At 37.0% G+C, this 20,628-nt stretch carries 21 protein-coding genes and 2 tRNA genes; 9 read left to right on the plus strand and 14 right to left on the minus strand.

Translation table 11 applies throughout. The features are described 5' to 3' along the window. From P767_RS18520 to P767_RS16735, 8 genes are all read right to left on the minus strand, one after another. Positions 1–515: hypothetical protein (locus tag P767_RS18520; protein ID WP_172637537.1), on the minus strand; the 515-nt coding region annotated here is incomplete at its 3' end. A 435-nt stretch (positions 516–950) separates the two neighbouring features. Then, positions 951–1,024, minus strand: a tRNA-Ile gene (locus tag P767_RS0110230). A 54-nt stretch (positions 1,025–1,078) separates the two neighbouring features. After that, positions 1,079–1,678, minus strand: coding sequence for a hypothetical protein (locus P767_RS0110235; protein WP_026750793.1), 600 nt, complete (start codon positions 1,676–1,678; stop codon positions 1,079–1,081). A gap of 44 nt (positions 1,679–1,722) precedes the next feature. After that, on the minus strand, positions 1,723–1,908 hold the full coding sequence (locus P767_RS17975; protein WP_172637538.1) for a YgaP family membrane protein: 186 nt from the start codon (positions 1,906–1,908) through the stop codon (positions 1,723–1,725). A 5-nt stretch (positions 1,909–1,913) separates the two neighbouring features. Continuing rightward, positions 1,914–2,228 carry a hypothetical protein gene (locus P767_RS0110240; protein ID WP_026764423.1) on the minus strand — a complete coding sequence of 105 codons (315 nt, stop codon included), beginning with the start codon at positions 2,226–2,228 and terminating at the stop codon, positions 1,914–1,916. Between the two features lie 7 nt (positions 2,229–2,235). After that, a complete protein-coding gene (locus tag P767_RS0110245; RefSeq protein ID WP_026764424.1) occupies positions 2,236–5,439 on the minus strand; it encodes an efflux RND transporter permease subunit in 3,204 nt (1,067 codons plus the stop codon). Between the two features lie 26 nt (positions 5,440–5,465). Then, entirely contained in the window at positions 5,466–6,569 is a 1,104-nt protein-coding gene (locus P767_RS0110250) for an efflux RND transporter periplasmic adaptor subunit (protein ID WP_026764425.1), read from the minus strand. Between the two features lie 18 nt (positions 6,570–6,587). Continuing rightward, positions 6,588–7,895 carry a TolC family protein gene (locus P767_RS16735; protein ID WP_071840123.1) on the minus strand — a complete coding sequence of 436 codons (1,308 nt, stop codon included), beginning with the start codon at positions 7,893–7,895 and terminating at the stop codon, positions 6,588–6,590. Positions 7,896–8,018: 123 nt separating this feature from the next. Between P767_RS16735 and P767_RS0110260 the strand changes: the two genes are divergently transcribed. Then, on the plus strand, positions 8,019–9,149 hold the full coding sequence (locus P767_RS0110260) for a lactonase family protein (RefSeq protein WP_037351732.1): 1,131 nt from the start codon (positions 8,019–8,021) through the stop codon (positions 9,147–9,149). Here the strand turns inward: P767_RS0110260 and P767_RS16740 are convergent. Further along, a complete protein-coding gene (locus P767_RS16740; protein ID WP_051417290.1) occupies positions 9,146–10,474 on the minus strand; it encodes a DEAD/DEAH box helicase in 1,329 nt (442 codons plus the stop codon). The genes P767_RS0110260 and P767_RS16740 overlap by 4 nt on opposite strands. A gap of 25 nt (positions 10,475–10,499) precedes the next feature. After that, the gene (locus P767_RS0110270; RefSeq protein WP_026764427.1) at positions 10,500–11,291 is read right to left on the minus strand and encodes a response regulator; all 792 of its coding nucleotides are present in this window, start codon (positions 11,289–11,291) and stop codon (positions 10,500–10,502) included. A 176-nt stretch (positions 11,292–11,467) separates the two neighbouring features. On the opposite strand from P767_RS0110270, the gene P767_RS0110275 reads away from it, so the two are divergent. From P767_RS0110275 to P767_RS0110290, 4 genes are all read left to right on the plus strand, one after another. Beyond that, a complete protein-coding gene (locus tag P767_RS0110275; RefSeq protein WP_026764428.1) occupies positions 11,468–12,202 on the plus strand; it encodes an outer membrane beta-barrel protein in 735 nt (244 codons plus the stop codon). Positions 12,203–12,211: 9 nt separating this feature from the next. Further along, positions 12,212–13,399, plus strand: a complete 1,188-nt coding sequence (gene hflX, locus P767_RS0110280) for a GTPase HflX (protein WP_026764429.1) — start codon at positions 12,212–12,214, stop codon at positions 13,397–13,399. Continuing rightward, a complete protein-coding gene (locus P767_RS0110285; RefSeq protein WP_026764430.1) occupies positions 13,400–13,753 on the plus strand; it encodes a Rieske (2Fe-2S) protein in 354 nt (117 codons plus the stop codon). A gap of 58 nt (positions 13,754–13,811) precedes the next feature. Then, positions 13,812–13,885: transfer RNA gene (locus P767_RS0110290), tRNA-Asn, on the plus strand. A 284-nt stretch (positions 13,886–14,169) separates the two neighbouring features. On the opposite strand, the gene P767_RS0110295 is transcribed toward P767_RS0110290, so the two are convergent. From P767_RS0110295 to P767_RS0110310, 4 genes are all read right to left on the minus strand, one after another. Further along, positions 14,170–14,751 carry a hypothetical protein gene (locus P767_RS0110295; RefSeq protein ID WP_026764431.1) on the minus strand — a complete coding sequence of 194 codons (582 nt, stop codon included), beginning with the start codon at positions 14,749–14,751 and terminating at the stop codon, positions 14,170–14,172. Between the two features lie 148 nt (positions 14,752–14,899). Continuing rightward, complete coding sequence (locus tag P767_RS0110300) at positions 14,900–15,499, minus strand: hypothetical protein (protein WP_026764432.1); 600 nt, start codon at positions 15,497–15,499, stop codon at positions 14,900–14,902. A gap of 3 nt (positions 15,500–15,502) precedes the next feature. Further along, the gene (locus P767_RS0110305) at positions 15,503–15,823 is read right to left on the minus strand and encodes an STAS-like domain-containing protein (protein ID WP_026764433.1); all 321 of its coding nucleotides are present in this window, start codon (positions 15,821–15,823) and stop codon (positions 15,503–15,505) included. A gap of 110 nt (positions 15,824–15,933) precedes the next feature. Next, a complete protein-coding gene (locus P767_RS0110310) occupies positions 15,934–16,779 on the minus strand; it encodes a hypothetical protein (RefSeq protein WP_026764434.1) in 846 nt (281 codons plus the stop codon). Positions 16,780–17,622: 843 nt separating this feature from the next. Between P767_RS0110310 and P767_RS0110320 the strand changes: the two genes are divergently transcribed. From P767_RS0110320 to P767_RS0110335, 4 genes are read left to right on the plus strand one after another with little or no spacing between them, the layout of a single operon-like run. After that, positions 17,623–18,528 (plus strand): AAA family ATPase, encoded by a 906-nt coding sequence (locus tag P767_RS0110320; RefSeq protein ID WP_026764435.1) that lies wholly within the window; start codon positions 17,623–17,625, stop codon positions 18,526–18,528. Continuing rightward, on the plus strand, positions 18,476–19,468 hold the full coding sequence (locus tag P767_RS16745) for a DUF3871 family protein (RefSeq protein WP_037351734.1): 993 nt from the start codon (positions 18,476–18,478) through the stop codon (positions 19,466–19,468). The genes P767_RS0110320 and P767_RS16745 overlap by 53 nt, the downstream gene beginning before the upstream one ends. 50 nt (positions 19,469–19,518) lie before the next feature. Beyond that, the gene (locus tag P767_RS0110330; RefSeq protein ID WP_026764436.1) at positions 19,519–19,971 is read left to right on the plus strand and encodes a JAB domain-containing protein; all 453 of its coding nucleotides are present in this window, start codon (positions 19,519–19,521) and stop codon (positions 19,969–19,971) included. 55 nt (positions 19,972–20,026) lie between these two features. Continuing rightward, complete coding sequence (locus tag P767_RS0110335) at positions 20,027–20,353, plus strand: hypothetical protein (protein WP_026764437.1); 327 nt, start codon at positions 20,027–20,029, stop codon at positions 20,351–20,353. The last annotated feature ends 275 nt before the right edge of the window (positions 20,354–20,628 follow it).

Consider the following 20,628-nt stretch of genomic DNA (forward strand, 5'->3'; position numbering starts at 1 on the left):
CTTGGTGTTCCAATTAAAATACATACAGATTTGTATTTCCAATGCTCATTTTCCTCATAAATTTCAATTATTTGACCATTATATACACCTACAGATGCATACACTTTTGATTGAAATTCAAAAATTTCTTGAATTCTAAAACTTTGGTGAATTTCACGCAGCTTTCTTCTTGATAAATCAATATAATACAATCCCCCTCCAAACTCACCATTATTAACCCCCATTAAATAACCAGAAGATATTTTCTTAAAAAACTTAATTCCTTTAATTGAATCGATTAATTTCCTTATTCTTTTACTTAATACAGGCAGACTATCCCCCCTTTCTAATCTATTAGCCTTTCTTTTTACTTCCCAAACATTACCAGATTTTTCAAAAAACCAATTATTATCTGAATTATTTGCTTTGTATATTCTATCTTCTAATGGTAGTGTGTCTAATTTCCAGTTAGTTAAATCTGGAGCTTGGCCCTTGCAAAGATTGCAAATTAATAAGCAATAAATCAATACCCTCATTTTCATACTTTTTGAAGTATTTCTCTGAAATAAATTTAAAAATTTAATCTGACTATTCAATTCTAAATTTTCATTATACTCTATATAAAACTTTTTGATTTTTAGGGTAATTATAATCCAATTGGCGTTACAGACACAAGTGCTTGTTACGAAATTGAAAATCTGGTATTAATTTTTGGAAAAAAATTGTGGACCAAAAAGTGGTGCAAAAAAAAGCCACTTAAGACTGTTTGTCGTAAGCGGCTGATTCTTACTTTCCCCCTCCAAGACTTGAACCTGAGACCCTCTTACATACACACGGTTATATTAGTTTTCTGTCTACTTTCATATACTTCCAGACCAAAATTCGTGATGATTATCAAAAAAGGCATGCAAATAGTATGCAAATAAAAAAAGCAGCTACCAACTTTCGTTCGTAACTGCTTGATTTTCAAGTGGGCCCACCAGGGCATGATCCTGGGACCCCCTGATTATGAGTCAGGTGCTCTAACCAACTGAGCTATAGGCCCGAAGAACATTGCTGTTCTTAAAGGGTGGCAAAAATAATGATTATGGGCTAATTTCTATTGAATTTCTAATGAATTTCTATAAACCCATTCCTGTTCGAGTGATTTGAAGATAATCCAGTTACCATCCAAAGACATAATAACCATGTCTTCTTCCTCTGGCAAAAGCTCATTCAAATCCGGCGAATTCATTATATCATACAAGTCCATTTTTATTACAGGAGACATACGAACAAAAAATACATAAACTGGTTGTTGCGTTATTTGGTTTTGCATAACTATCTGAGAAAATATTGCAGCAGGTGCCTCATTGGTTTTTAAAACTGGAGCATCCGGCAGATATCTTAGCGGCAAAACACCAGGATGATTCTTGAAAAGTAATTCCAGAATTACTGGTTCACTTCCGACTTTCAAAAACTTAGTTAAATCAGAAAATTCTGTCCAGGGTGCATGATTTAAAAAACTATCCCAAAATGGCAACTCTGAATCTTGAACCCAGTCCAGACAGATCAATTCACAACTTTTAATCTTTTCATTTACCTGTTTAAACCAATTCAACCAGCAATTTTCTAAAGCCTTGATTTTTGATTCAACTAATAACCGAGTTTTTAACGAGCGCTTTTTATCTGCTAACTTATCCCTCTTTTCTAAATTCATATTACTAGTGAATGGCAAATACCAAGGTACATCAGTTTTACTTCTTATTTAGAAATATTTGCTTTTTCTAGTATACATTCTAGAGGACAAAACTTGGTAAAAGAGGATTGCAGCAGGTTTAAACCTACAAATGCCGCCAATAAAAGCCAGTTGATATGGACAAAATACGCAAGGCTTATGCTGGTCAACACAAATACACCTGCGACTGTTCTAACAATTCTTTCTTTCATAATGATTATTTTGTTGAATTTTCTACGGGTACTATAAAAGCTCTGATTGGAAACTCATTTTCAGAGGCTTTAGCGTTAAAGGCATCTATTAAACTTAGTGCCTGGTTGGCTGCTTCATCTTTACAAAAACTGAAAATAAATACAGAATCGTATTTGTTTCCATCATCTGAACCAAACCAGTCATCTAGGATATAATCATCGGGACTGTTTTTAACACCCATGGTATCTGTTACGCTAAAGACGGAAACAGAAGCTTCTTTCAATATTTTCTCGACGGATTTGCTGCATTCCTTTACAGCTGTTATAATTAATAATTTCATGTCAATTTTATTTTACTTTATTGCGCATCATTTTATAATAAAGCAATGGCACAACCAATAAGGTTAAAAATGTTGATGTAATAGTTCCACCCATCAGGGAAATGGCTAATCCCTGGAAAATTGGATCAAACAAGATGATGACAGCACCCAATACAACTGCACCAGCAGTTAATAAGATAGGCGTAGTTCTTACCGCACCAGCTTCAATAATTGCTTGTTTCAAAGGAATGCCTTCATTAAGCCTGATATTGATAAAATCAATCAATAAAATTGAGTTTCGCACCATTACACCAGCCAGTGCAATAAAACCAATCATAGAGGTTGCGGTAAAATAAGCATCCATCATCCAGTGCCCAAGAATAATTCCGACCAAACTCAATGGGATAGCGGCAAGCATAACTACCGGTACTGTAAAATTCTGAAACCAACCTACAATCAGCATATAGATAATCAGGATAACGGCAGCAAAAGCAATTCCTAAATCTCTGAATACTTCGTAGGTAATCTGCCACTCTCCATCCCATTTTAGTGAATACTGATCCTGCGTCTCTGGCTGCTTTGTATATTCTTCTTTAATGGTAAAACCTGCTGGTATTTTAAGAGAAGAAACACTATCAGACATTTTAGAAATAGCATAAAATGGGCTCTCCAAGTCACCAGCCATATCGGCCATTACATACACAACTTCTTTCTGGTTTTTACGATAAATGCTTTTATCTTTCACTTGTCTGTTTACAGTAACAATATCTCGCAGGCTTACTGTATTGCCCTGCATTCCGGTAACAGTCAGGCCAAGAATCTCATTCACACCAGCTTTGTCTTCCTCTTTTAACTGTAAACGAATAGGCGTTTGCGAAAAAGAATTAGGTGCATTGATTACCCCAACCGGCATTCCGGAAAGTCCGCCGGCAACGATGGCATTTACTTGCGCAGTTGCAACGCCGTAGCGCATGGCTTTTTCTTTATCAACTGTGAACTTGTATTCAAACTGATCGTCTTCAACCATCCAGTCAGCATCCACTACATCAGGTGTTTTACGAAATAGTTGTTCAATTTGTCTACCAATCTCAATTTGTTGTTTATAGTCAGGGCCATATACTTCTGCTACCAATGTAGATAAAACAGGAGGACCTGGTGGAACTTCAACAATTTTTACGTTTGCATGATACCTGGCAGCAATTTTCTGAATAGGTTCACGCATAGACTTAGCTATATCATGACTCTGCAAAGAGCGCTCTTCCTTATCAATCAGGTTTACCTGTATATCGGCAACATTATCACCTCTTCTTAAATCATAGTGTCTAACCAATCCGTTAAAACTAATTGGACCAGCTGTTCCTATATAACCCTGATAGTTTTTCACCATCGGTTGTTTGGATACAAACTGCGCTATTTCAGCTGCTACTGCATTGGTCTTTTCAAGCGTAGTTCCTTCTGGCATATCAATAACTACCTGAAATTCATTTTTATTATCAAAGGGCAACATTTTAACAGCTACTGATTTTGTATAAAACAATAACATGCTGGCTAATAATACAACTACAGTACCCATGATAAATGCCCATCGCTTCCATCTTACTTCCAGCATGGGCTGAATGAATGAGTTATAGATTTTATAGATGCCTGATGCTTCAAGTGAATGACTTCCATGTGAATGATTTTCACCGCTGCGTTTTTCCTTTTCTCTTAAGAAAATATATCCTAAATAGGGAGTTAAGGTTAAGGCAACAATCAATGAAAGTAACATAGCAATAGATGCTCCAATTGGCATTGGGCTCATATAAGGACCCATTAGTCCGGAAACAAATGCCATTGGAAGTACAGCTGCCACCACGGTGAAGGTTGCAAGTATGGTTGGGTTACCCACTTCATTAATGGCATAAATAGCCGCTTGCAAAGGCGGCAGCTTACGCATCTTAAAGTGACGGTGCATATTTTCGGCAATAATAATGGAATCATCCACCACAATACCTGTAATAAACACCAATGCGAATAATGTAATCCGGTTCAGTGTATAATCCATTGCATAATAACTAAACAAAGTCAATGCAAAAGTTACTGGTACAGAAAGAAATACTACCAAACCACCTCTCCAGCCCATGGCCAGCATTACAAATAGCGTTACTACAACAATGGAGATGAATAAGTGGAATAATAATTCAGATACTTTATGAGCAGCAGATTCACCATAGTTTCTGGTTGCCGTTACCTGAATATCTGAGGGAATCAAATCCTTTTTAAGGGATTCTACTTTGGATAAAATATTATCAGAAAGCTTCATGGCATCTGCACCCTTCTTCTTGGCAATAGCCAATGTTACCGCCGGATAAGAAGCAGAGAACTTTTTTATTCCAGCCGTATCTGCCTGACCGTAACCATAAAATACATATTGACTGGAAGTTGCAGGAGATTCTGCAACAGTTGCAACCTGCTTTAAATAAACCGGTGTTCCGCCGTTCATACCAATCACCAATGAAGCCACGTCTTCGGCCGAGCTAAGAAAATTACCAGTCAGCACTGAAAAAGAGCTGTCGTTTCTATAAAAACTGCCGCTTTGAGATTGCGTATTCGCACCACCAATGGCTTTAGATATGGATAAAAAGTCAACATGATTGGCTGCCATTAAAGTCTTATTCAAAAGCACTTTTACTTCTTTAGCTCTTCCTCCAATAATATTGATATCAGATACATCATTGGATTTTTTTAATTCATTCGACAATTCCTGAGCCACCTGTTTCAACTGATAGTCATCATATTTTTCACCCCAAAGTGTCAATCCAAATACGGGAACATCATCAATAGCTCTGGTTTTGATCAAAGGCATAGAAACACCTTGCGGCATTTTATCCATATTCTTCATGATTTCACTATAGAGCTTTACGAGTGAACGTTCAACATCTTCCCCCACCAAAAACTGAACAATCAGCATGGTCTGGCCACTCATTGATGTGGAATAAACATATTCTACCCCCTTTATATTAGAAATTACTTTTTCTAGAGGAGCAGATACTTTTGTTTCAACTTCTTTTGGACTCGCTCCCGGATAGGCAATAAAAATATCAGCCATGGGAACCTGAATCTGAGGTTCTTCTTCTCTTGGCATTAATAAAGTACTATAACCGCCAATAAGTAAGAAGGCGACCATCAGCAGAATCGTAAGTTTGGACTGCAAAAATGCTTTTGCTATATTTCCTGATAATCCTTTTTCCATTTTCATTTGTTTAAATGCTTTGGCAATTATTTTGCAATCGATACAGGTACTCCGTTATAAAGATTTCCCTTGGCACTCACAATATATTTTTCACCATCAGAAAGCCCAGATAAAACATCAATCTGACCAGATTGATTTTTCCCTAATCTTACCCATCTTAAAAGGGCTGTGTTTTCAGCAGTAATTGTGTAAATACCTGTAAGCTGGTTTTTGTAAATAATACTGGCTTCCGGAACACTAATGGTCTTGTTCAGATTTTCTACTGCTATTTTTTCCGTAACCGGAACCACTATATTTACATACATGCCTGAATAAAAACTTTTCATGTCTGCCTGAGGCAAGCTGATTTTTACAATGTATTGCCCTCCAGTAAATTGAGATGACGGATTTACCTGAATTACCTTTCCTTTCACTTTCTTATTAACAGCTTGCACATACATATCAACCGATTGACCGGTTGATATGCTTGCAATTAAATTTTCCGGCACCATTGCACTTACCTGTAAATTACCGGTTTGCTCTAAAGTTAAAATAGGCATACCTGGACTGGCTATGCTACCGGCTTCAGCATTCTTTTGAGATATCACTCCCGAAAAAGGAGCGGTTACAGTAGTATATGCCAAATTTGCATTGACTTCGTTTTTCATTTGCTTTGCCGCATCCAGGTTTGCTTTCGCAGAAGTATACTGTAAGGATATTTGCTCCAATTCCTTAGCAGTAGCACTCTGTTGTTTATAAAGAGCAGTAAATCTTTCGTAATCTTTTTGTGCATTTTTAAATGCAGCTTCTGCCTGAGCGATCATGGCTTCTGTTTGCGCCGTCTTGGCTTTAATATCACTGGCATTAATCGTAAATAATACCTGACCCTGCTTAACTATATCTCCTGCTTTTACCCGCATACTGGTAATTGTACCCATTATCCGGGTAGAAATATTGGCTGATTGAATGCCTTCTATTTGACCGGAAATTTCAAAATTTCCGTTTGTAACATTGGTGCCGGCATTTGCTAATACAACTTCAACAGGTGCTTCAGAAACTACAGTCTCTGCATTTTTTTTATCTCCACAGGCAGTAGCTGTAAAAACGGTTATAATAGCTCCAGCAATGATTAATTTGTTATTTATTTTCATTTTAGTGGTTTTAATATTTTACTTAACTGTAGTTAAAAATTCATGATAATTAATAGCCGCCTGCTCCATCAGTTTGGCTTCTGCCTGCTGTAATTTTTGCTGAGAAAGCTGCGTTTGAGCAAGCAGGATATCATTGGTGCTAACCAATCCTTGCTGATACCTGTTTTGAAGTATTCTTAATGATTCGTCGGCCTGTGTTATTGAGGTTTCGAGTTGCTGATATTTATATCTCGCATCTTTAATTTTCCGAATTGTATTTTGCAGTTCTGTTTGTTCCTGATTCACTCTTGCAGCCAACTGTTCCTGTAGCTTAGCCTTTTCTATCGTTTGAGAAGCAATTTTATTTTTTGTCTGATTCCCCTTCATTATATCCCAGGACAATTGAATACCGGCAAAATAGGAGCCGGCATTAAAGCCTAATGCTTTTCTATCATTTAGCTGATAATTAGCAAAGGCATTCAACCTGGGCAACCAGCTCATTTTTGAACCTTTTATTGCAATATCATAAACACCTAAGCCTGTTTGCATAGCTTTTAAATCTGCTCTATCTGTTGGAATAATTAGAACTAGTTCATTTGCAAAATCAAGCGATACAGTTTTGGTTTTATATATTACCCCTTGTGGTTTATTCATCATCAGACTCAACTGATCCGAAGTCTGCGCTATATTAGAATAAAGCTCATTCAAACGGGTTTCAGTATTTTTAACCTGTACTTCCACATTCAGCAAATCAGATTTTTGCATCAGCCCCTGATCAAATCTGTTTTTGGTAAACTGATAAATTGACTGGGAAGTAGTTAGGGCGCTCTTTACAACATCAAGTGCCTGATACAAAAAATTCAATTGCAGATACAATTGTGTAACCTGCATCTTTACCGCTTCTTCTGTTCTCTTAGTTTGCAATGAACTTATCTGTACTTGTTGCTCAGCTGCCTTACGCATTTGAAGCATATCCATATTAATAATGGGCTGTTGTAAATTTAATTGAGTAAGATAGTTGGGTGTAGCACCCGGATTATTTAATAATGCCGGATTAAAATCAGCCGCAGTAACATTTGCCTGCTGAAGCTTGAATCCAAATGCATTCAATGGGTTATTGGTATTCATAGCTGTGTACGAAAAGTTCAGCTGCGGCAACCAAAGTGCTTCGGTTTGCTTTACGTTGGCGCTGGCAATCTGCTGATTTATCTGAGCAATTTTGATTTGCTGATTGGCTTTTTGCGCCAGACTTAATGCTTCTTCCAGTTGGATTGTTGTAGGCAATTGCTGAGCTTCTACATTAAGAAATCCGAGCAATGACACTAAAAACATTGACAATAATCTCATAATTCCAATTTTAAGAACACAAAAGTAGAATGGATAAAAAGCCTGTTCAGTAACATATGTAACAATCAGGGTTTGCCAGGAAAGGCCGATATTTATCATATCAATACAATTGAAATGCTCGCCATGAAACCATTAATAAAAGGATTGCTAAACCTCATTATTACCGTTATTCCTTTTTTTTCGATTACTGCACAGAAACCCGGCAGTCAGAGACTATTGATTGGCAGTTATACCGACGGAGCTGTAGCCGATGGTATTTACTATTACCAATTCAATGCCAATGGTTCTGCAGAGCTAATCAGTAAAACAGCAGCAGCAGATCCCTCCTTTTTAGCAATCGCAGCAAGTAAACCCAATATATATGCAGTGAACGAATTAGGGAATGGTTTGGGTGCAGTATCCGCTTATCAGTTCGATAAAGTATCCGGTAATTTTCACTTACTCAATACGGTATTAAGTGGTGGAGATCATCCTTGTCATATTAGTATAGATTCCAAAAGTCGTTATGTATTTGTGTCTAATTATTCCGGAGGCAATTTCAGCGTGATGAGAATTGAAGCCGATGGCAGCCTCAGCAATGCGATACAAAACATTCAGCACAATGGTAGTAGTGCCAATAAATCAAGACAAGACAAACCACATGTGCATTCTGCTTTTATTTCTCCCGATGAAAAATATTTATTGGTACAGGATTTGGGCACTGATCAGATTAGCGTGTATGGCTTAAACCTGAACAATACTCGTCCAGTTTCGCAAAAACCTATTTCAGTGTTCAATTGCAATCCGGGTGATGGCCCAAGACATATCAGTTTTCATCCCACCAAACCCATTGTATATGCTGTTCAGGAACTAACGGGTTCTGTAACTGTATTGAACCTTACTAAAGGTTCTCTTAAAAAACTACAACAGGTTAATATGTTTGAGCAGGGAGTTGATAAAAAATCAGGCGCTGCTGATATTCATGTATCACCCGATGGAAAATTTTTATACGCTTCCAACCGGGCCGACTTCAATGACCTGGCTATTTTTAAAATTGGGCAAAATGGCTGGTTGCAATGGGTGGGATCAGAACCAACGCTAGGTCTGGCACCAAGGAATTTTGCCATAGACCCCACAGGAAAATTCTTATTGGCTGCCAATCAAAACAGCAACGAGGTAGTGGTATTCAAAAGAAATATTCAAACAGGGAAATTAACCGATACCAAAAAACGAATTGCTGTGTCCAAACCGGTTTGTCTCAAGTTCGTAGATTAATTGGTGCCCGGCTTATCTTTATTCTCTGTAGGTTTTTGCCTATTTCCTGGTTGTATTCTATTTTGTTGACCTGGTCTATTTTGATTTTGCCTTGATTGATTAGGTCTGGACTGATTTGAACCGCCTTTATGTGAAGGGCGATTCCCTCTTAACTGGCCTGGTCTGGATGCTCTTGGCGCATATTCCGGAGCGGCCCCAAAAGATTCTGGAACAGGAATTTTCTCAACAGGTTTACCCAATAATTCTTCTATCTGCAAAAACTTTCTTTGTTCTGGTTCACTGATAAAAGTGATAGCTGTGCCGGAAGTGGCAGCACGGGCTGTTCTTCCAATACGATGTATATAATCTTCTCCGTCATTGGGTACATCGTAGTTAATTACCAGCTCAATTTCTTCAATATCAATTCCGCGACTGAGAATATCTGTTGCTACCAGAATTTTTAGTTTTCGGTTTCTGAAATCCTGCAACACCTGTTCTCTCTTGTCTTGTACTAAATCAGAATGAATTTCTTCTACAGATAATTTAGCACGTTTTAATTCAGAAGCGAGTTGTTTTACATTTTGCTTTTTAGAGCAGAATATAATGACGCGGGTATATGTTTGGTGTGTTAACACATATTTAATCAGCGGAATCTTTTGTGGCTCATATACCACATAAGCCTGTTGCAATATTTGCTCCGGTGGTTTAGAAACTGCAATATTTATTTCAGCAGGATTATTCAATAATTTTCTGGCCAGCTCTCTCATTTTCTGAGGCATGGTTGCAGAAAACAAAAGACTTTGTCTTTGTTTGGGAAGGAAGGATATGATTTTCATGAGATCATCATGAAAGCCCATGTCGAGCATTCTGTCAGCCTCATCCAATACCAGATATTGTACTTCCTGCATTTTTACATAGCCCATATTTAAATGAGCAATCATTCTGCCAGGTGTACAAACCACCATGTCCACCCCGCTACTTAATGCTTTCTTTTCAGCAGTAAATGAACTTCCATCACCACCTCCATATACAGCAATACAACTTATATCGGTAAAATAACCCAGCCCTTCCATGGTCTCAGAAATTTGAATAGCCAGTTCTCGGGTTGGAACAATAATCAAGGCATTAATATGATGAGCCGAATGTGGCTGCGTCAACATTTTATGAATAATCGGCAATAAAAATGCCGCCGTTTTGCCCGTTCCGGTTTGTGCAGATGCAATAATATCTCTCCCTTCAAGTATGGGTTGAATCACCTGCGCCTGAACAGGAGTGGCTGTTTCATAGCCCATGGCATCAATCCCCTCCAGCAGTTTTTCAGTTAAACCGAGTTCTCTAAAATTCAAAATGATATATAATTAAGTAAACTAATTAAGCTCCGAGTTTTTTGATCTCTTCGTGTAATACATCTTTGGCCAACTCGAAGTACTTTTTAAACAATTGCAAAGAAGGGGGTATGGTTTCCAGCTTTTCCAGTTTCTTGGCATTTACTTCCATTGTATTGGCCAATGTATGCATGTCTGGGACCCTTACTACAGATAAGGAGGATTTTGCGTAGTGAGCAGACTTGTAAAAGTTTTCCCAGTTCTCAGCCGCCATATCATCTTCCATTTTCTGTATGCTTTCCGGCATACTTTCCAGAAACATGTTGATGATGGTAGTTTTGTATTCATTATCACCTTCTGCCAGTTCATTCAGCATGTCTAAATCAACGGCAACCGTAGAAACGGTATCTGGTGCTTTTACCCCAAAATTGGCATTATTGGGTTTTACAGGAGGGGGTGCATTGAATATTTCATCCAGGGTTTTATATAATGCTTCCAGTCCAAATGGCTTTGCCAGACAGGCATTCATGCCCATACGGGTAAACTTGTCGCCTTCTGCCCTGCTGCTCCAGCCGGTCATAGCAATAATAGGAATCTCCTTATTAATCTCAGCCCTGATGATTTGAGTGGCTTCAAATCCATCCATTTCAGGCATATTAATGTCCATCAAAATCAGGTCATAGGGATTTTGCTTGAGCATTTCAATAGCTTCTGCACCATTACCGGCAATGTCAAAGCTGGCTCCAGTAACGTTTAAGGAGTGTGTGATCAACTTTTGATTCACAAAGTCGTCTTCTGCTATTAAAATTCTTTTTCCCTTTAAAAAATCCGTGTTCATCCAATTCGTTTTACGTGCTACGAGCCATAAATATAAATTTTATATGGCGTTTATCGTGAAAATTGTGAAAATACCCTGCATTATAACCCCATTTGACTAATTTTTAACCAATCGGATGCATTCATTTTGATTATTTTTGCAGCCTTGCAAGGGGAATAATCTTGCAATCAACCAAAATGAAAAGAATATTTCTATTAATTGCTACGCTTGTAGGCCTTGAGGCTGCTGCTCAAACCACTGAAACAACAAAAAAAGATTGGAGTAAAATTGACCTGAGTGGACGTTCCAAAGACCACTTTATGATTCAATATGGTTCTGACAGCTGGACAAACAGACCCGACAGCGTAAGAACCGGAAATGGTTTTAGCAGACATTTCAACTTCTATGTAATGTTCGACAAGCCATTTAAAAACAATAAGAAATTAAGTCTGTCTTACGGTGCAGGTATTGGATCCAGCAATATTTTCTTTGATAACGTAAACGTTAATATCAAAGCAAATGCGGCTCGTCTTCCTTTTACTATTGCAGATAGCATCAACCATTTTGATAAATTTAAAGTAACCAATATCTTCCTTGAAATACCCGTTGAACTGCGTTACTACACCAATCCGGAAAATCCGGCCAAGTCCTGGAAATTCGCAATTGGTGCCAAATTGGGTACTCTTTTAAGAGCACATACCAAGGGTAAAAACCTGGTTGACAAAAACAACCAAACTGTTTATGGTAATAGCTTTGTTCAGAAAGAAGTAACCAAAAAATATTTCAACGGAACCTCACTGGCTATCACAGGTCGTGTTGGATATGGTATTATCGGTTTACAGGGAAGCTACTATATCAGTTCGGTTTTAAAAGACGGTGCTGGCCCTTCTATGAACAGATTTTCATTAGGTATTTCAATTAGCGGATTATAATTCAACCCATTGATAGAAAAAAAACAACTGATTTCCGTTGAGGAGAAAGCCGTTCTGGTGGGTGTGATCTTAAAAGATCAGACTACAGAACAGGCAGAAGAATACCTGGATGAGCTGGCATTTTTATCGGAAACAGCAGGTGCAAAAACCGTTAAACGTTTTACCCAAAAACTGGCACACCCCGACAGCAGAACCTTTGTAGGAAAAGGGAAACTTGAGGAAATTAAAGATTATCTGAACGGTAAGAATATTACCCTTGTTATTTTCGACGATGAATTAACCGGTTCTCAGATTTCCAATATTGAAAAGGAACTCAATGTTAAAACCATTGACCGAAGCGATTTAATCCTGGATATTTTTGCGCGCAGAGCAAGAACCGCTCAGGCAAAAGTGCAGGTAGAACTTGCCCAGTATCAGTATTTGCTACCCAGACTAAAAGGGATGTGGAAACACCTGGAAAGACAGGGAGGTGGTATTGGTACAAGAGGTCCTGGTGAAACTGAAATTGAAACAGACCGTCGTATTGTAAAAGACAAGATAGCTTTACTGCGCAAGCGTTTGAGCGAAATTGACAAACAGTCTTTTACGCAACGGAAAGAGCGAGGCGAATTTATAAGAGTAGCATTGGTGGGCTACACCAATGTGGGCAAGAGCACACTGATGACCGTGTTAAGCAAGAGTGAAGTATTTGCAGAGAATAAACTGTTTGCCACACTGGATACCACCACGCGCAAAGTGGTTTTTGAGAATACGCCTTTTTTATTGAGTGATACAGTAGGGTTTATCAGAAAACTTCCGCACCACCTGGTAGAGAGTTTCAAAAGCACACTTGACGAAGTTAGGGAAGCAGATATACTACTACACGTAGTGGATATTTCGCACCCCCAGTACGAAGACCAGATTGGTGTTGTAAACAAAACCCTCCAGGAATTAAAGGCATTTGAAAAGCCCATGCTGACCATTTTCAATAAAATGGATCTATACGTTCAGAAGAACTTTGATGAGTGGCTGGAAGATTCGGTGAAAGAAGAAATATTAAAGGACCTGAAAGACAAGTGGGATTTAGCCACCAATGGGAACTGTGTATTTGTATCAGCAACGGAAAAACAAAACCTGGATGCATTAAGAGATATAATTCTTGAGAAGGTCCGGGAACTGTATACCATCCGCTATCCCTACAAAACCATGCTGTACTAATTGGAAGAAAACGATTATAGTTGGATTAAAATCGCCGATTCAGCGAATGAGCTGCCCTGGCAGAGCAACCAGATGTGCATTGTAGAAGCAGATGGCAAGAAACTCACTTTAGCAGTTAAGGATTCTCAGATTTTTGCCTTTGCCCACAAATGCCCGCATGCCAGTGGTATAATGGCAGACGGTTTTATAGATCCTGCCGGGAATGTGGTTTGCCCGCTGCACCGATACCGGTTCTCCTTGCAGAATGGCCGCAACACCAGTGGTGAAGGGTACTTTTTAAAAACCTACCCGGTGAAACAGGGGCCGGATGGAATTTTTGTTGGCTTTAAAAAGGGCTTTTTTGCGAATTTTTAATGGAATTTTTTTGTAGGAATAGATAATCCCCTATTTTTGCAACCCCGAAAGGGGAAATTCCTCCTTAGCTCAGTTGGTTAGAGCATCTGACTGTTAATCAGAGGGTCTCAGGTTCAAGTCCTGAAGGGGGAGCTTAAAAAATCAGCCACTTACGACGATTAGTCTTGAGTGGCTTTTTTATTTGCACCACGATTTGCACCACAAAATGAGCCTTATCGTCTCCAATGCTTGAATAGTTTGTGCGAATACTGAATCTTTATATTCTTGGTTTTTGGGTTTAATATCTTTATTAATTATGGACAATTTTTAAAACCCGAGGATAGTAACCGATTTTAAGAATCAAATAAATATTAAAAGAACCCAATAGAAGAATTACAGTTTTTATAGCCAATTTAAAGGCAAATGGAATTCATGAACTAAATGTTATACCTAAAATAATGACCCCATCGTCCCATTCCCGTACCTCCAAAATTTGCATCAGTTACGTTAAATAATTGAGGTAAGAGCATCAAATCACCATTTGTTGCCTCAGTTTTATATAAATGAAGCAATGATATATATAAAGCTGCAACTGAATTCAGACAATTTTTTAGGGTAGCTTTATCAAAATGAATATGACGTTCATGCTTAACTTTATTATATGCTTTCCACCATTCAGGTGAAGCCGCAGCTTTCCAATCAATCCAAGGTTCAAGTGTTAAACCAAATCTTGGTATTAAGACCTTAAATCCGCAAAAAGTAGGAATAGCTGGTGTTATTTCATTAAAATATGTATTAATGTTCTCAGCGCTTGAAGCTGGATTTATAACCAAACATAATTGTTTCAAAACAACATCTACTTCTGAAGACGCTGCAAAAAGAATTCTTGCTATTTCTAGCGAAAAAGTAGAATCATTATTTCCAATAAAATCGACATATCGAGACAATTTTGCTAAATCCTCTTCAATTGCTAAAAAATAATTCCAATGCAATAAAGTTGGTTGTCGATCAATTCCCATAAAAGTTAATTATATATCAAAAATAAATAACATTAATAGTATATCATAGACCTTTTAATACTTGATTTATTAATTTTAATGATTTTGCAACTTCAACTAACCAAGTCAACCAGTCAAAATTTGACAAATTATCAAAACTGCTAGAAAATTATGGGCGTTTTATTTCTATGGCAGACTTTACACGCTCAATTAATGTCTGGTTGTAAGTTAAAATCTGGACGTCTTCCACATAAAAGTCTCCATCGTCCGTAACTATTGGATATCCATTTGTCTTTGCTTGTAAATAATAATATTGGTCATTGAAATCAAGAGAAAGCATTGGACTTTGTAAAATTTGAGCAAGGCCTATCTTGCCACCAAGATCGTCACTTACTAATATAAAAATTGAGCTAAATGAATCAATATCATCACAAATATTAATGTAATCATTTTTGTAATCTTTCGATACTCGATAAACTTGTTTATAATATGATTTAGGAGGAGAATCTTGTTTCTGTTTTTGGCAAAATCGCTTATATGAAACGTCATGCAAATAACGATTTATTACTTCAGAGAGTAGAAAGGCGGTAATAATAATTTTCGGTTGATTGGGGTCTTTTTTAAATCGTTCAACGAACGAAAGATATTTCTCGTCCCTCCTTGAAAGATTAATTGGGGGTTTTAATATTTTCAACCAAAGATTTGCATCAAAGAAATAGGCAGGACCAAGATTAATAACACTATCTATATGGACGACATTATATGCCATCCGTTATTGAGCAGTGACAAGTGTCATGTCATTTTTTGACATAACTGCATTGAATCTCACCTCTTCAACTTTTGATAAAAGATTAGAGAGCATTCCTGGGTTAAGTATGATTATGCTATCGACTACATCAGGTTCGTAAATAAGATACATTTTCCCGATTGATGCATTTAAAAACTGAGTGGAACAGCGCTCGATACCTTCAAAAGAGAGTTCAACCTTTTCGCCTTGTTTATAAAACTGTTCTAACAGAGGGAATATTTGTAATCCCTCGTTATGGAATGCAGCAATTGTGCTTTTTAAAATATCAGAAACAAGGATTTTCATATAATATAAACGCAGTTTTTGTAAAAAAAGTTGTGTACGAATACCTCATTTTTCACAATATATGGATATAAGATAACAAAATTAATACCAATAATCAAATAAAAAAAGCCCTATTGCCTAAAAAAAAGATTAATTGTTGTACCTACAAAGGGAGTTAAAAGAACACGACCACCCTTGAAAGCCAATGTGTTATCGTATGAAGAAGACCAATACCCGTTCCCAGAAATAATATCTAGATTACCCCTGTTTTTCTGTACATATTTATACATACTAGTCAAACCCAGGCTGCCAGGTGTTTGGTCAAAATATAACTTAGTGCTATTACCTAATAGTGTCCAAAGGATAGCATCAAGGTCTGTTTTAATTTCTCCTTGTGTAGCGATGTGTATTTTCGGCAAAAAACCCTCTCCGATATCAACCATAGTTAATTTTAGTGTCTTGATTTTGGGATAATACTGCCCAGCAATGAAAAAGGGGTCTTTCGTGTTAGCATGATGATTAGAATTGCAGAATATTTCTAACAGATCATCTTGAATCTGTTCTACAATTTCTGGAACCATCCATGGCATACCTCTATGTTTGATTAGTTGTTCTTTGATATATCCACAGAACCCATCTTTATCATTGCATTCAAACTGTTTATTTGGAACAGTGCTTCTTTGTATATCATCAGCATCTGTTCCATCAGAAAAAAAACCATTTCGAAAAAGAATATCAAACTTACTCCTTACAAACTGCAAGTCAGCTGCAAATGTTAAATTCTGCTCTTTACTAAGTTTATATAACATAGCATTAAATAAGGAAGAAAGATTTGCATCCACCCATTTAAGGTCATAAAAATCAATATGTATTGTAGTATTTGAAAAGTCACGACAAAAGTGATAAAAACTAGTTAATTGCTTATACCCGTTAAAATCGGTTTCAATGTAATCTGTTAATTTATAAACAGGTACCATCTAATTAATTGGGGTTTTGAAGTTTACCTAAAATAGATTTTAAGTTTAGAATAAGAAAATAACCAATAAAAATAATCAAAAAAACAAAAACTTAATTGAATACTAAATAAAACAGTTTTAATATTAATTGAGACTAAAAGGCTAATTTCAACGGAATGTCCTTAGAATAGCTATTTAAAAGGATTTAAAGTAGTACTCAATCAGAAACATAAGGTCAGAAAAAGCTTAAACTAGATGACTGTTTAGCTTTAATAAGAATAACTACCTCCTGATATTTCAAATATGGAATATTTAAACATTATATAGTTAAACCGCTAAAAAACGGAGTGGTTCTAGTGAAAATACGATATTGAAACCATAGGATTTTGTAGACTTCTATTGCATGAAGAATGAAATACGCAGCATGATTTTTTACCTTCTTGCGGAGAAAATAATTACCCCGCAGCGAGCTGCTATGTTATTAGAGGAACTATACAATTCAATGGAATTTGAATTCTGTTTAAACTAGCGCATACCCTTTATAGTACCCGATATTGAGGTAGGTATTTCAACCCCCCTCTGATTTTTCTTTATCCCACTTTCTAGAGTACACTCCCAGTGATACCCCCACTCAATGTTGAGAGTGTTTGGGTATCCCCCGTGTTTAAGCTATTCCAAATTGCCACTGCAGAGGCATTTGTCTACATATCACTTTTAAACATTCATTTATGAAAGCACTTGTTATGTGCCTGTCCCAAGAGATTAGGGATGGGTAGCCACTTCATGCGTATATGTAAACGAAAAAAGCAGAGCTGTTCGAGAGCCCTGCTTTTTCTATTTGTAAACAATACAAATTATTAATGTATGAAGTTAAGAAAAGCCTGCAGAACAAACATAAAAATTAAAATGGGTTTGCAGGGACCCTCAGGAGGAGGAAAAACGTATTCCTCCTTACTCATTGCGTTTGGTTTATGTGGAGACTGGACAAAAATAGCAGTCATTGATACAGAGAACCATTCAGCAGATTTGTATGACCATCTAGGAGAGTATAATGTAATTCCTTTAGATGCTCCATTTACGCCTGATAAGTACATAAGTGCTATTAAGGTCTGCCAAGAAAAGGGGATGGAAGTCATCATCATTGATTCCATGACCCATAGTTGGGAGTACTTAATAGAATATCATGCCTCACTACAAGGTAATTCCTTTACCAACTGGGGCAAGATCACACCTATGCACAATGAACTGGTACAAGCAATTCTTCAATCACCAAGTCATGTAATAGCCACTATTAGGTGTAAGCAAGACTATATACTGGTAGAGAAGAATAATAAGCAAGTACCAGAAAAGGTTGGGTTAAAAGGAGTGCAACGAGATGGCTTAGAGTATGATTTTACCCTAGTGTTTGATTTGGATATGCAGAATCATGCAGTATCCTCTAAAGACAGGACTGGGCTATTCTTTCAAAAGCCACCCGCTAAACTTTCCATTGAAACTGGTCAACTCATTAAAGACTGGTGTGAAAAGGTAGTGGTCACTGAGATTGATGTTAAAGTTCGTATTGAACAGTGTATGAGTTTAGGAGAACTGCTGAAGCTATACAATACATACCCTCAATACAACGAATCATTAACTCCCAATTATCAGGCTAAGAAACAGCAACTAGCTACAGCTCCATTAAGGGATAAATCAATTAATAACTCAAAAGCTAATACCAATGCAGGAAATACAGTTATATCAACCAGACCTCGTCATAAGACCATCATTTAATGATGAGCCATTAGAAGACACTCCTAATAGGCAATTTATTGTAGCCAATACATTACCTATTACAATTGAAGAAATGAGAAGTACTCATATAATCCCAGTATATGCAAAGGATAATGAGCCACTAATCAGCCACAACGACTTTATTGATGTGGTAGAATCAGTTGTATGGGAAGCCTACAAAGGAGAATACATTTTAAAGCCCATTGTTAGAGTTTCTCATCCCATCAAAGGAAGAGTGCCGGAGGCAAGAAATAAACCTGCTAATGAGCTCAACGATTGGGAGAAAACACTCTATTATGAAAGGATGGCATTCATCATTGAAATCCCTTCTATTGATACAGATATAAATGGTAATAATCTATCCTTAACGATTGGAGGAGTTAAGTCCTACAGTCAGGATAATCTGTATGGTAAGAAAGGAAGTGATGAGCATTTTAAAGTGTTCGTTGGATTCAAGAACCAGGTATGTACCAACCTATGTGTTTGGACAGATGGATTCATGGATCGAATAGAAGTTGATTGCATAGGCATGTTAAAAGCCTGCACACAGAATTTGATAGAACGATACAATGTAAACTATCAAATTAGTCAAATGCAGCTTTTGCCAGACTATTCATTAACTGAACACCAGTTTGCCACTCTAATAGGTAAGTGTAGGATGTATGGGCATCTACCGAATCAACTGAAGAATCAAATCCCACAGTTACAATTGGGTGATACGCAGATTGCTGCAGTATGCAAAGACTATTATAAAGACAATAGCTTTAGCAGAGAAAGCAATGGTAACATCAATCTCTGGAAGTTGTATAATCTATTTACAGGTGCTAATAAAAGCAGCTACATAGATAACTTCTTAGACAGAGGTGTAAATGCCTACCACTTCGTGGAACGTATCAGATTTGGCTTGGAGAATAAACAAGCTAATTGGTTCTTGGATTAATTAACCTATTAGCCCTCTTCTAATAGGAGGGGGCTAATTAAATAAACACAATGGAAAAATTGATTAAAGTAGCTGAAATAACCATCAGCTATTCCCCTACAAAAGGTGCAAAACCAGTAATCGAAAACTCACTAAAAGCTTACGAAGAATTCGTTCCCTTCTTCACTCAAGAAACAATGGGCATTCAAGAGCAGTTTGTTGTTATGTATTTAAATAATGCAAACAAGATTATTGGTGTTTATAAGGTCTCAAAAGGTGGCCTTACTGGAACCGTAGTTGATCCTAGAATTATACTCGGTACAGCTTTAAAAGTTGCAGCAACAGCAATCATAATTGCGCATAATCACCCTAGTGGAACTCTAAAGCCATCGCAAGCAGATCTAGCATTAACTCGAAAATTGGCTAATGCAGCTGCTTTTGTGGATATAAGAGTGAACGACCACATCATTCTATCAGGAGTTGATAAAGGCTATTACAGCTTTGCTGATAACGGAGATCTATAGTAATTAACCAAAGGAGCTTCACGATTGGCTGAGGCTCCTTTACAAATCAATCAAAATGAATAAAGTACACTTATCTGGTAAAATAGAGAGAATACGGATTGAAGAATTTCAGGGTAGAATTAGTAAAGCTGAATTTTCATTTTCCCATTTACCAAGTAACAATTTTAAATTCTTAGTGCCAATTAAACACTTACAATGGTATAGGTGCTATGCATATGGGCGAATTGCAGAACAATTAAGCAAATCTTGGATGGACGATAAAGAAGTAATATTAGAAGGGATTATACTAAATAAAATCGCTTGCCCTGAAAACGCATACTCTAAATGCGAATTGCAAATACACGTATCTCATATGCTAGTATTGCCGAATAAATCAAAATAAAAAAGTCGAAGCGGGGTTAATTGAATTTCATAGTTAACCCTGCTTTTATTGGCCAATTGGTTTTGATAATTAAAAATAAAATACTACATTCATAGTACCCGAATTGTTCCTCCCCCAATTGTTTCGTTTGTATTTAAATTCTGATCCTATAAGCTCATAAATGGGACTCAGGGAGCTTTGCTTTGAAGACAATAACAAATGTATAAACGTATTTATGTAACAACAACACAAAAAGTTTAACGTTAAAACAATAACACTTAATGCTTATTTCCTTT

The sequence above is a fragment of the Sediminibacterium salmoneum NBRC 103935 genome, assembly GCF_000511175.1.
GTDB lineage: Bacteria > Bacteroidota > Bacteroidia > Chitinophagales > Chitinophagaceae > Sediminibacterium > Sediminibacterium salmoneum.

Bases quoted from the DNA above. Each gene is read 5' to 3' on its own strand.
- P767_RS0110235 (WP_026750793.1), bottom strand. From the start codon at position 1,678: ATGAATTTAGAAAAGAGGGATAAGTTAGCAGATAAAAAGCGCTCGTTA.
- P767_RS17975 (WP_172637538.1), bottom strand. From the start codon at position 1,908: ATGAAAGAAAGAATTGTTAGAACAGTCGCAGGTGTATTTGTGTTGACC.
- P767_RS0110240 (WP_026764423.1), bottom strand. From the start codon at position 2,228: ATGAAATTATTAATTATAACAGCTGTAAAGGAATGCAGCAAATCCGTC.
- P767_RS0110245 (WP_026764424.1), bottom strand. From the start codon at position 5,439: ATGGAAAAAGGATTATCAGGAAATATAGCAAAAGCATTTTTGCAGTCC.
- P767_RS0110250 (WP_026764425.1), bottom strand. From the start codon at position 6,569: ATGAAAATAAATAACAAATTAATCATTGCTGGAGCTATTATAACCGTT.
- P767_RS16735 (WP_071840123.1), bottom strand. From the start codon at position 7,895: ATGAGATTATTGTCAATGTTTTTAGTGTCATTGCTCGGATTTCTTAAT.
- P767_RS0110260 (WP_037351732.1), top strand. From the start codon at position 8,019: ATGAAACCATTAATAAAAGGATTGCTAAACCTCATTATTACCGTTATT.
- P767_RS0110270 (WP_026764427.1), bottom strand. From the start codon at position 11,291: ATGAACACGGATTTTTTAAAGGGAAAAAGAATTTTAATAGCAGAAGAC.
- P767_RS0110275 (WP_026764428.1), top strand. From the start codon at position 11,468: ATGAAAAGAATATTTCTATTAATTGCTACGCTTGTAGGCCTTGAGGCT.
- P767_RS0110295 (WP_026764431.1), bottom strand. From the start codon at position 14,751: ATGGGAATTGATCGACAACCAACTTTATTGCATTGGAATTATTTTTTA.
- P767_RS0110300 (WP_026764432.1), bottom strand. From the start codon at position 15,499: ATGGCATATAATGTCGTCCATATAGATAGTGTTATTAATCTTGGTCCT.
- P767_RS0110305 (WP_026764433.1), bottom strand. From the start codon at position 15,823: ATGAAAATCCTTGTTTCTGATATTTTAAAAAGCACAATTGCTGCATTC.
- P767_RS0110310 (WP_026764434.1), bottom strand. From the start codon at position 16,779: ATGGTACCTGTTTATAAATTAACAGATTACATTGAAACCGATTTTAAC.
- P767_RS0110320 (WP_026764435.1), top strand. From the start codon at position 17,623: ATGAAGTTAAGAAAAGCCTGCAGAACAAACATAAAAATTAAAATGGGT.
- P767_RS16745 (WP_037351734.1), top strand. From the start codon at position 18,476: ATGCAGGAAATACAGTTATATCAACCAGACCTCGTCATAAGACCATCA.
- P767_RS0110330 (WP_026764436.1), top strand. From the start codon at position 19,519: ATGGAAAAATTGATTAAAGTAGCTGAAATAACCATCAGCTATTCCCCT.
- P767_RS0110335 (WP_026764437.1), top strand. From the start codon at position 20,027: ATGAATAAAGTACACTTATCTGGTAAAATAGAGAGAATACGGATTGAA.